Origin of the sequence: Citreimonas sp., assembly GCF_042096055.1 — a bacterium.
Lineage (GTDB): Bacteria > Pseudomonadota > Alphaproteobacteria > Rhodobacterales > Rhodobacteraceae > Citreimonas.
In genome coordinates this window covers 33,492-44,428 of sequence record NZ_JBELMH010000014.1, presented here as the reverse complement: position 1 = coordinate 44,428, position 10,937 = coordinate 33,492, and the positions used below count along the sequence as shown (strand labels likewise).

Annotated in this window: 11 protein-coding genes; 6 read left to right on the top strand and 5 right to left on the bottom strand. The window is 69.3% G+C overall.

What is annotated here, in order from left to right; translation table 11 throughout:
• Both ACFDTC_RS05515 and ACFDTC_RS05510 read right to left on the bottom strand, forming a co-directional pair.
• Positions 1 to 215: aldo/keto reductase (locus ACFDTC_RS05515; RefSeq protein WP_375257875.1), on the bottom strand; the 215-nt coding region annotated here is incomplete at its 3' end.
• Positions 212 to 583 (bottom strand): TIGR04076 family protein, encoded by a 372-nt coding sequence (locus tag ACFDTC_RS05510; RefSeq protein ID WP_375257874.1) that lies wholly within the window; start codon positions 581 to 583, stop codon positions 212 to 214. The genes ACFDTC_RS05510 and ACFDTC_RS05515, both read right to left, overlap by 4 nt.
• Before the next feature lie 99 nt (positions 584 to 682).
• Between ACFDTC_RS05510 and ACFDTC_RS05505 the strand changes: the two genes are divergently transcribed.
• The 5 genes from ACFDTC_RS05505 to ACFDTC_RS05485 all read left to right on the top strand — a co-directional run bounded on the left by ACFDTC_RS05505 (position 683) and on the right by ACFDTC_RS05485 (position 5,616).
• Positions 683 to 1,354: a GntR family transcriptional regulator gene (locus tag ACFDTC_RS05505; RefSeq protein ID WP_375257873.1), complete on the top strand. Its 672-nt coding sequence runs from the start codon at positions 683 to 685 to the stop codon at positions 1,352 to 1,354.
• Positions 1,347 to 2,810 carry an aldo/keto reductase gene (locus ACFDTC_RS05500; RefSeq protein ID WP_375257872.1) on the top strand — a complete coding sequence of 488 codons (1,464 nt, stop codon included), beginning with the start codon at positions 1,347 to 1,349 and terminating at the stop codon, positions 2,808 to 2,810. Before ACFDTC_RS05505 ends, ACFDTC_RS05500 begins: the two co-directional genes overlap by 8 nt.
• A complete protein-coding gene (locus ACFDTC_RS05495) occupies positions 2,803 to 3,636 on the top strand; it encodes a tryptophan 2,3-dioxygenase (RefSeq protein WP_375257871.1) in 834 nt (277 codons plus the stop codon). Before ACFDTC_RS05500 ends, ACFDTC_RS05495 begins: the two co-directional genes overlap by 8 nt.
• A 145-nt stretch (positions 3,637 to 3,781) precedes the next feature.
• Positions 3,782 to 4,423 (top strand): SRPBCC family protein, encoded by a 642-nt coding sequence (locus ACFDTC_RS05490; RefSeq protein ID WP_375257870.1) that lies wholly within the window; start codon positions 3,782 to 3,784, stop codon positions 4,421 to 4,423.
• An 11-nt stretch (positions 4,424 to 4,434) separates the two neighbouring features.
• Entirely contained in the window at positions 4,435 to 5,616 is a 1,182-nt protein-coding gene (locus ACFDTC_RS05485) for a zinc-dependent alcohol dehydrogenase (RefSeq protein ID WP_375257869.1), read from the top strand.
• Between the two features lie 68 nt (positions 5,617 to 5,684).
• On the opposite strand, the gene ACFDTC_RS05480 is transcribed toward ACFDTC_RS05485, so the two are convergent.
• Positions 5,685 to 7,220, bottom strand: coding sequence for an alkaline phosphatase D family protein (locus ACFDTC_RS05480; protein WP_375257868.1), 1,536 nt, complete (start codon positions 7,218 to 7,220; stop codon positions 5,685 to 5,687).
• Positions 7,221 to 7,768: 548 nt separating this feature from the next.
• Here ACFDTC_RS05480 and chrA point away from each other — a divergent pair.
• Positions 7,769 to 9,091 (top strand): chromate efflux transporter, encoded by a 1,323-nt coding sequence (chrA, locus tag ACFDTC_RS05475; protein WP_375257867.1) that lies wholly within the window; start codon positions 7,769 to 7,771, stop codon positions 9,089 to 9,091.
• A 78-nt stretch (positions 9,092 to 9,169) separates the two neighbouring features.
• On the opposite strand, the gene dnaJ is transcribed toward chrA, so the two are convergent.
• Positions 9,170 to 10,324, bottom strand: a complete 1,155-nt coding sequence (gene dnaJ / locus ACFDTC_RS05470; RefSeq protein WP_375257866.1) for a molecular chaperone DnaJ — start codon at positions 10,322 to 10,324, stop codon at positions 9,170 to 9,172.
• 75 nt (positions 10,325 to 10,399) lie between these two features.
• Positions 10,400 to 10,937, bottom strand: a 538-nt coding sequence (locus ACFDTC_RS05465) for an Hsp70 family protein (protein WP_375257865.1), incomplete at its 5' end; no start/stop codon positions are given.

The window sequence follows — 10,937 nt, the reverse complement described above, 5'->3', positions numbered from 1 at the left end:
CGCAGGTCGGCGATGAAGTCGCCGATCATCTCCTCGACGCCGGTGTAGATGTCGGCGCAGTCGAAGGTAGTGATGCCGGCGTCGACGAACTCCTCCATGTCGGCGATCGCCTCGGCCCGGTCGACCGCGCCGTGATCGCCGGCCAGCTGCCAGCCGCCGCGGATCACGCGGCTGATCGTGTGGCCGGGGCGCAGGTCGGTGGTGGCGACGCTCATGCGGTGTCTTCCTTCCAATAGGGGGTGGTGCGGCTGTCGGGCAGGCCGGTCGTCTCGGCATGGCTGAACCGGCGCTTGCCCTCGCGCACGATGCGGAAGCGCCCGCCGCAATGCGGATCGGGGCAGGCGATCTCGGCGTCCGTGGACATCCAGTCGTTGGCGTCTGTCATGCGCTGCTTCGCGGGCAGCAGCGGCAGGATCGCCGCCAGGGCATAGGCCGACACCTTCGCGCCCGCCTCGAACACCAGGTTCTCGCCCTGCATGCGAAAGAACTCGCCTTCGACATGCCGGCAGACGGGCGTGCGGCCATCGAGCACGGTCTCGATCCGCAGATCGTAGAGCCAGAAGCCGTCATCCGTTGCCGTCATCGCGAAACCTTTGATCTGTGATATTTGATGTTGTGTAAAACGCATCCCGCGTGTCAAACTTTTTCTCGAACCGCCCGCGACCGGGCAGGGAGAGTGCCCATGAACCAGCCGAGGCTTGCCCGGATCGACCAGTCGAAGCTGCGCGAAACGGTCTACGACGCGCTCAAGGGCGCCTTCACCCGCGGCGAATTCGCACCCGGCGACGTGCTCAGCCTGCGCGACCTCGCCGACCAGCTGGGCTGTTCCATGACCCCGGTGCGCGAGGCCGTGCGCCGGCTAGTGGCCGAGGGCGCGCTGATCGACACGCCGTCGCGCACGCTGATGGTGCCGCCCTTCGACGCGCGGCGGATCTCGGACCTCAAGGCCGCGCGGCTGGCGCTGGAATCGCTGACGCTGCGCGCGGCGATGGCGCGCGCCGGCGACGGCGACATCGACGCGCTCGACGCCCTGCTGACCGAGGCCGAGACCAGCCCCCTGCGCCCCGATCTCGAACGCAACTACGCTTTCCACTTCGCGCTCTATTCCCTGTCCGCCTCGCCCGTCCTGCTGCCGCTGATCGAGGCGCTGTGGATGCAGTACGGCGCCTATCTCAACCTCGTGATCCGCGAGCAATCGGCGCTGCAGCTCGAAGAGCACCGCCACCACCACGAGATCGTCGCCGCCCTGCGCGCGGGCGATGCCGACGCCGCCGTCGCCGCCCTGACCCGCGATATCGAGCGCAGCTTCGCCGTCCTGTCCCACCGCATCGAAGAGGCCGCCCGCCATGCTTGACACGCCCCGTCCCGAACGCACCCGGCTGGGCCGCCTCGACATCGCGCAGACGCTGGTCGGCCTGTGGCAGGTCGCCGACATGGAAAAGGACGGCGACACGCTCGACCCCGACCGCGCGGCCGACGACCTCGCCGCCTATGCGGACGCGGGCTTCGACACGTTCGATATGGCCGACCATTACGGCAGCGCCGAGATCATCGCCGGCCGCCTGCTGGCGCGGCCCGCCGTCACCCGCCCGCTGGCCTTCACCAAGTGGTGCCCCAAGCCCGGCCCGATGACTGCCGAGGTCGTCCGCGCCGGTGTGCAGGACCGCCTCGACCGGCTTGGCGTCGAGCGCGTCGACCTGCTGCAATTCCACTGGTGGAGCTTCCAGCACCCCGCCTGGCTCGACGCGCTGCACGAATTGGCCGAGCTGCGCGAACAGGGCCTGATCGCCGAGATCGGCGTGACCAACTTCGACGCCGACCACCTGCGCGTGGCACTCAAGGACGGCGTGCCGCTGGTCTCCAACCAGGTGTCGTTCTCGCTGGTCGACCGCCGCGCGGCGGGCGCGCTGTCGGCGCTGAGCCGCGAGACCGGCGTGAAGCTCTTCGCCTACGGCACGCTGTGCGGCGGCTTCCTGTCCGACAAATGGGTGGAGGCAACGGATCCGGCGGCGATCGGCGACTGGTCCAAGATGAAGTACCGCCGCTTCATCGACACGATCGGCGGCTGGGACGCCTTCCAGCACATCCTGCGCGCTACGAAATCCGTCGCCGACAGGCATGGCGTGTCGGTCTCGAACGTCGCCACCCGCTGGGTGTTGGACCACGACGCGGTGGCCGCCACGATCATCGGCGCCCGCCTGGGCGAGGCCGAGCACATGGCCGACAACGCCCGCCTGTTCGGCCTGACGCTCGACGATGCCGACCGCGCGACGCTCGAGGCGGCCTTCGCACAGACCAAGATGGTCCCCGGCGATTGCGGCGACGAGTATCGCACGCCGCCCTTCCTGACCGCGTCCGGCGACCTGTCGCACCATCTCGACGCGATCCCCCGCGCGCACGCGGCCGAACCCGCCGCGCGGCCCGGCGCCACGCGCGTCCTGACCGGGTCGGAATGGGAGGAGATCGCCGGGTACGCCCGCGCGCAGCGCGTTGGGGACCGGGTCTTCGTCTCGGGCACCACCGCCACCGCCGGCGCGTCCCGCGTGGTCGCGCCCGACGACGCCGGCGCGCAGACGACCTACGCGCTCGACAAGATCCTCGCGGCACTCTCGGCGCTGGGCGCCCGCCCCGAGGACGTGGTGCGCACGCGCGTCTACATCACCGACGAGACCGACGTCGACGCGATCTCGCGCGCCCACGGCCGCGTCTTCGGCGCGATCAAGCCCGCCAACACGCTGGTCGTCGTGGCGGGCCTGATCGGCGGCTACAAGGTCGAGATCGAGGCAGAGGCGGTGATCCCCGATGAGTGACACCTACGATCCCGGCACCGACGGCGCGCAGATGGCGTTCGACCGCGACATGAGCTACGGCGACTATCTCGGGCTCGACAAGATCCTGACCGCGCAGGCGCCGCTGTCCGACGCCCATGACGAGATGCTGTTCATCGTCCAGCACCAGACGTCCGAGCTGTGGATGAAGCTCGCCCTGCACGAGATCGGCGCCGCCCGTGCCGCGCTGGCCCGCCGCGACTACCAGCCGGCGTTCAAGATCCTGAGCCGCGTCGCGCGCATCTTCGAGCAGCTCAATTCCGCCTGGGACGTGCTGCGCACCATGACGCCCAGCGACTACACCACCTTCCGAGAGGCGCTGGGCAGATCCTCGGGGTTCCAGTCGCACCAGTACCGGCTGATCGAATTCGCGCTGGGCAACCGCAACCCGAACATGATGCGCGTGCACGAACACCGCGCCGAAACCCACGCGCTGCTGGTCCGCGAACTCGACCGCCCGTCGCTCTACCACGTGGCGCTCGACTGCCTGGCCGAGGACACCGGCGCGACCTTGCCCGACGAGGCCCGCCGCCTGCGCGCGCCGCACGCCCACGTGCCGGCTGTCGAGGCCGCCTGGCACGCCGTCTACAGCGACACGACCCGGCACTGGACGCTGTACGAGCTGGCCGAGAAGCTGGTCGATCTCGAGGATTACTTCCGCCGCTGGCGCTTCAACCATGTGACCACCGTGGAACGCGTGATCGGCTTCAAGCGCGGCACCGGCGGCACCAGCGGCGTGACCTACCTGCGCAAGATGCTCGAGGTCGAGCTCTTCCCCGAACTCTGGTCGGTGCGCGGCGGGCTCTGACCGCCCGGCCCCTCCGCAAACCCGGCGAAACCCCGCCCGCTTCCGCCGCGGCGGGCGGAACAATGCGCCGCGCCCGCCCTTATCCCAGTGCATCGACCATCCGCCACCCGCCCGGATGGCGTGAAGCAACGGACCGGAGGCCGACATGAGATACAATCCAGGACGATCCCGCGGCGAAAGCCTCGGCCTGCTGGCGGCGGCGACCGTCGGCGTGGTCGGGCTGACGTTTCTCTACCAGCAGCAGACGCGCAACAGCGTGCCGCACCGCCCCGGCGACAGCGCGCCCGGACGCACCGCGCGGCAGACCCGCTTCGGCCGCTACGCCGTGGTCGGCCGCGCGATCACCATCGCCAAGCCCCGCGCCGAGGTCTTCGCCTTCTGGCGCGACTTCGCCAACCTGCCGCGCTTCATGCAGAACGTGCGCCACGTCGAGCAGGACGGAGAGCTGACCCGCTGGACCATCGCCGGCCCGATGGGCCACGACGTGCATCTCGAGACGCGCATTGTCGCCGACCGCCCCGAGTCCGAGATCGCCTGGCGCTCGACCGAGAACTCGGAGATCGACACCGAGGGAAAGATCCTGTTCTGCGACGCCCCCGGCGAGCGCGGCACCGAGATCGAGGCCATCGTCGCCTACGTCCCCCCGATGGGCGAGCTCGGCCGCTGGGTCGCCAAGGCCTTCCAGGCCGAACCGCACCTGCAGGGCCGGCGCGAGCTCAAGCGCCTCAAGATGCTGATGGAGACGGGCGAGATCGCCACCTCCGCCAACCGCAAAACCCCCGCCTGAGGAGATCGGCCATGCGCGCACTCACCTGGCACGGCAAGCACGACGTCCGCGTCGACACCGTCCCCGACCCCGAAATCATCAACCCCCGCGACGCCATTCTCGAGGTGACCTCGACGGCGATCTGCGGGTCCGACCTGCACCTCTATGACGGGGTGATCCCCGGCATGATGTCGGGCGACATCATCGGCCACGAATTCATGGGCCGCGTGGTCGAGACCGGGCCGAAGAGCACCCTGCAGAAGGGTCAGCGCGTCGTCGTGCCCTTCACCATCTCCTGCGGGTCGTGCTTCTTCTGCCAGAAGACGCTCTATTCCGCCTGCGACAACTCGAACCCGGTCGAGAACCAGGACGTCACCGAGAACCTCTACGGGCATTCCATCTCGGCGCTGTTCGGCTATTCGCATCTCACCGGCGGCTATCCCGGCGGTCAGGCGGAATACGTCCGCGTGCCGTTCTCGGACATCGGGCCGATCGTCATTCCCGACGGTCTCGACGACGACGACGTGCTGTTCCTGTCCGACATCCTGCCCACCGGCTGGATGGCGGCCGAGAACGCCGACATCGAGGAAGGCGACACCGTGGCCGTCTGGGGCTGCGGCCCCGTTGGCCTGTTCGCGATCCAGTCGGCGCTGCTGATGGGCGCGGCCCGCGTCATCGCCATCGACGAATTCCCCGGCCGGCTCGACCTCGCGCGCAAGCTCGGCGCCGAGGTGATCGACTTCAAGCAGACGCACGTGCTGGACGCGCTGATGGACATGTCCGGCGGCTTCGGCCCCGACGCGGTGATCGACGCCGTGGGCATGGAATCGCACGGCTTCGCGCCCGACACGATCCTCGACAACATCAAGCAGAACACCGGCTTCGGCGCCGACAGCGCCCATGCCCTGCGCGAGGCGATCATGGCGGTGCGCAAGGGCGGCCGCATCTCGATCCCCGGCGTCTACGGCGGCTTTCTCGACAAGTTCCCGCTGGGCGCGCTGATGGAGAAGGGCGTGCAGGTCCGCACCGGCCAGACCCACGTCCAGCGCTACAGCGAGGAATTGCTGCGCCGCATCGGCGAGGGCGAGATCGACACCACGTTCCTGATCTCGCACCGCCTGCCGCTGGAACAGGCGCCCACGGGCTACAAGAACTTCCGCTACAACCAGAACGACTGGACCAAGGTCGTGCTCAAGCCCGGCATGGCCGCCTAGGCGGCACGCGACCAGCGCCCAAAGCACAGGCCCGGCATCGCGCCGGGCCTGTGTTCTTCCTGACCGCCTCAGCCCATGCGCGGCGACAGCGTCGTCGACCAAAGCTCGGCGTCGCCCGAATCCATCAGGCGCACCGTCATCTCGCGCGTGGCCGCGTCGATATCCACCAGGCCGAAGAACTGAAGCCCCTCGGACGGCGGCAGGTTCGCGCGCCCCGCATCGGGATGCTTGGCAAAGCGCACCTCGGGCCCGAACGTGTTGTCGTAGTCCGACGGTCCGAACGTGCCCGAATGCAGCGGGCCCGACACGAACTCCCAGAACGGCTCGAAATCCTGGAACACCGCGCGGTCGGGGCTGTAGTGGTGCGCCGCCGTGTAATGCACGTCCGCCGTCAGCCAGACCGTGTTCGCGATGTCGGCTGCGCGGATGAACGACAGGATGTCCGCGATGTCCTGCTCGCGCCCCAGCGCGGGCCCGTCGCCGTTGGCCATGTTCTCGAAGTTGCTCTCGCCGTCGCGCACCATCATGCCGATCGGCATGTCCGACGCGATGACCTTCCACGTCGCCCGCGATGCCGCCAGCTCGCGCTTGAGCCAGGCCAGCTGCGCGTCGCCCAGGAAGGGCGCGCCGTCCTCCTGCCGGTTGGGCGAGTTGTCGCCACGGTAGCTGCGCATGTCGAGGAAGAAGATGTCGAGCAGCGGCCCGTAGGCGATCTTGCGGTAGACGCGGCCCGGCTCCTCCAGCGGCTGGCGCGTCGGCAGCATCTCGTGGAACGCCCGCGCGCCGCGCGCCGCCAGCAGCGCCACGTTCTTCTCGGTATAGCGGTCGTCCTCGAGGATCTCGGAGGGGTACCAGTTGTTCGTCACCTCGTGGTCGTCCCACTGCGCCAGGATCGGCACTTGGGCGTTGAAGGCGCGCACGTGGTCGTCGAGGTAGTTGTACAGGTGCTGGCCGCGAAACTCGTCCAGCGTCTCGGCGACCTTGCGCTTGGCCGGCGTGACCAGGTTGCGCCAGGTCGAGCCGTCTTCCAGCACCACCTCGTCCTTCAGCGGGCCGTCGGCATAGACCGTGTCGCCCGAATGGATCATGAAGTCCGGCTGGTGCTGCAGCATCGTGGCATAGGTGCGCATCCCGCCCCGGTCGCGGTCGATGCCCCAGCCCTGGCCGGCCGTGTCGCCCGACCAGACGAAGCGGATGTCGCGCATCCCCGTCGGCGCGGTGCGGAAGCGCCCGGTCAGGGGCTCGGACACGGCGCTCGGGTCCGACAGGTCCTCCATGCGCACGCGGTAGAAGATCTCCTGGTCCGAGGGCAGGCCGGTCAGCAGCAGCTTGCCGGCGTGACCGCTGGCGGGGCCGACGTTCAGGGCCGGAACCCGCGTCGCGTTGTTCATGCTTTCGGTCGTCGCCCATTCGACCAGCATGCGCGCCTCGCGGTCGGCATGGGCCCAGATCATGGCGCCGTCAAGGGCGACGTCGCCCGACATGATCCCGTGCGCCATCACGGGCCGGGACTGCGCGCGCGAAAGGCTCGGGGCCGCGAGCATCGCGCTCGCCGCGACACCGCCGGCCAGCGCCTGGCGGCGGGAAAGGATCATCTTGGTCATCGCTCGTCTACTCCTGTCGCGAACCACATGACGTGCAGGCAACCAGAGCTTCGTATCAGTCCCGAAACGCGACGATGACGCGGCGGTAAAACCTGCATCGGTCCTCGGTTACGCGGCCGGAAAATCTCCCGCGCATGCGACATCCGGCGCGATGAATCGACCGGCGGATCGGTGCGCGGCATCGGGCCGTCTAAGCCCTCGTGGCACACCGGGAGACGGGCTTCATCTGCCACGGTCGGGCGGCCTCCTGCAGCGCCTGCCTCACGCCGACGAAGCTCCGCACTACGCGGCGCACTTCGGCCCAGTCCCGGCCGCCGCTGACCGGCGCCGCGAGGCCCAAAGGTTAAACCTTCCTGAATCCGTCTCTGTAACCCGTTGATTTTCCGTAGGCGCCCCGATGTCCCATCGTGGGACACCTCTCGGGCACCCCCCGCGACCACCGCACGCGGGGCCACGAAAATTCCTTGCGCCGCGTTTCGCACCCCCGTCATACAGGTCCGTCACCATCCCCCAAGGCCGCCGCCCCGCGGCCCGCCGAAGGAGCCCGCATGTCGCCGCCCGAAGACGCCGCGCCCGCCCGCCCCGCGCCGCCCGTTTCCCTAGCCGAGGCCACCTCGGTCTGGGCCCGCATCGGCGTGCTCTCCTTCGGCGGCCCGGCGGCCCAGATCGCCCTGATGCACCGCATGGTCGTGGACGAGCGCCGCTGGCTCTCCGAGCGGCAGTTCCTCGACGCGCTGTCGTTCTGCATGGTCCTGCCCGGCCCCGAGGCTATGCAGTTGGCCACCTATGCCGGCTGGCGGATGCACGGCGTGCGCGGCGGTCTTCTCGCCGGCGGGCTGTTCGTCCTGCCCGGCGCGATCCTGATCGCCTGCCTCGCCGCGCTCTACGTCCGCTTCGGCGACCTCGCGATCACCCAGGCGCTGTTCCTCGGGATCAAGGCCGCGGTCCTTGTCATCGTGATCGAGGCGCTGGTCCGCGTCTCGCGCCGCGCCCTCGTCGGGGCCGAGCCGCTGGTGATCGCCGCGCTGGCCTTCCTTGCCCTCTTCGTCTTCTCGGTACCCTACCCGGCGGTCGTCGCGGGCGCGGCCATCTGGGGGGCCGCCCGCCTGCGCGCGCCCGGCACGGCGGAACGCCCGTCCGCCACGCCGGTCGCGCGGCAGCTGTCGGCCACCTTGCGGACGGCCGTGCTGTGGCTCGCGATCTGGATCGCGCCGCTGCTCGTCGTGGGCGCCCTCGCGCCGCCGGTCTTCGGAGAGATCGCACGCTTCTTCTCGGTCCTTGCCACCGTGACCTTCGGCGGCGCCTACGCCGTGCTGGCCTACATGACCCAAGAGGCCGTCGCGACCCAGGGCTGGCTGACGACCGGAGAGATGCTGGACGCGCTGGGCCTGGCCGAGACGACACCCGGACCGCTGATCCTGGTGACCGAGTTCGTGGGCTTCCTCGCCGGCCACCACGCCGCGCCCGCGGGCGCGTCGCCGATGCTCTGGGGTCTCGCCGCCGCGGTCGTGACGTTGTGGGCGACCTTCGCGCCGTGCTTCCTGTGGATCTTCGCAGGCGCCCCCTGGATCGACGCCATCGCCGCGCGGCCGGTCCTGCGCGCCGCGCTGGCCGGGATCACCGCGGCCGTGGTGGGCGTGATCGCCAACCTGTCGGTCTGGTTCGGCCTGCACGTCCTGTTCGACACCGTCGACATGGTCGAGGCGGGCGCGATCAGCATCGCCGTGCCCGACATCGCCACCTTCGACTGGCGCAGCGGCGCGATCGCGCTGCTTGCGGCCGGGCTGCTGCTCTACGCGCATCGCGGTGTGCCGCTGACGCTGGCGGTGTGCTCCGCCTGTGGCGTCGCCTTGGTCACGCTGGGCCTCTGACCGGCCCTATACCGGCGCAAGAAAAAGCCCGCCATGCGGCGGGCTTTCGCGGGACTGCGGGCAGGGCGCGGAGGCGTCTCAGCCCTTCATGCTGTCCCAGAAGCTCTTGACCGACGAAAAGAAGCTCTTCGTTTCGGGGTTGTTGTCCTCGGACAGATCCTCGAACTCGCGCAGCAGCTCCTTTTGCCGCGTGGTCAGGTTGACCGGAGTCTCGACCGCCAGCTCGATATACATGTCGCCGGTCCCGGCGCCGCGCAGGGCCGGCATGCCCTTGCCGCGCAGACGCATCTGGCGGCCCGACTGGCTGCCGGCGGGGATCTTCACACGGCTTCGGCCGCCGTCGATCGTCGGCACCTCAATGTCGCCGCCAAGCGCGGCCACGGTCATCGAGACGGGCACGCGGCACTGAAGTTCGGCGCCCTCGCGGGTGAAGATGTCGTGCGGCTTCACCTCGATGAAGATGTAGAGATCGCCCGGAGGGCCGCCGCGCATGCCGGCCTCGCCCTCGCCGGCGAGGCGGATTCGCGTGCCGGTCTCGACGCCGGCGGGGATGTTCACCGACAGCGCGCGGTCCTTCTGCACGCGACCGGCGCCGCCGCAGGACGAACAGGGGTTCTTGATGATCTGCCCGAGGCCCGAACAGGTGGGGCAGGTGCGTTCGACGGTAAAGAAGCCCTGGGTGGCGCGCACCTTGCCCATGCCCGAGCAGGTGGGGCAGGTGGTCGGCTCCGATCCGCCCTCGGCGCCCGAACCCTTGCACGAGTCGCACTGCACCGAGGTCGGCACGTTGATCGTCTTGTGCAGGCCGCTGAACGCCTCTTCCAGCGTCACGCGCAGGTTGTAGCGCAGGTCGGCGCCACGCGCCGCGCGCTGGCGGCCACCCTGGCGCCCGCCCATGAAGTCGCCGAACAGGTCGTCGAACACGTCCGAGAAGGCGCTGGCGAAGTCGGCGTTGCCGCCACCCATGCCCCCAGGGCCGGGGCGCGGCCCGCCGCCGCCCATGCCGCCCTCGAACGCGGCGTGGCCGAAGCGGTCGTAGGCCGCCTTCTTGTCGGCGTCCTTGAGAACCTCGTAGGCCTCGTTCGCTTCCTTGAACTTGGCCTCGGCCTCGGGGTTGTCCTTGTTCCGGTCCGGGTGCAGTTCCTTGGCCTTCTTGCGATAGGCCTTCTTGATTTCCTCGGCCGAGGCTCCCCGGGACAGCCCCAGCGTGTCGTAATAGTCGCCCTTGGACATTGTGCACTCCATCCGCGAAACGTCAGGGGCCGGCCCGGTGTCCGGACCGGCCCCCGCTCGGTTCCGCTATCGGGCTCAGGCCCGCTTGTTGTCGTCCAGATCCTCGAAGTCGGCATCGACGATGCCGTCATCGTCCTGCGCGTTCGACTGGCGATCCGCCGGCTCGGCGTCGTCGCCCGAGGATTCCTCGGCCTGGGCCTTGTAGATCGCCTCGCCCAAACGCATCGCCGCTTCGGTGACGTTCTGGATCCCGGCCTTGATCTTCTCGGCGCTGGCGTCGTCCTTCTCGAGGTCGTCCTTCAGCGCCGCAATGGCCAGTTCGATCGCCTCGACGGTGGACGGGTCGACCTTGTCGCCGTGCTCCTCGACCGACTTCTCGGTCGAATGGATCAGGCTCTCGGCCTGGTTCTTGGCCTCGACCAGTTCGCGGCGGCCCTTGTCGGCCTCGGCATTGGCCTCGGCTTCCTTGACCATGCGCTCGATCTCGGACTCGTCGAGACCGCCGGACGCCTGGATCGTGATCTTCTGTTCCTTGTTGGTGCCCTTGTCCTTGGCGCTCACCGACACGATGCCGTTGGCGTCGATGTCGAAGGTCACCTCGATCTGCGGCATG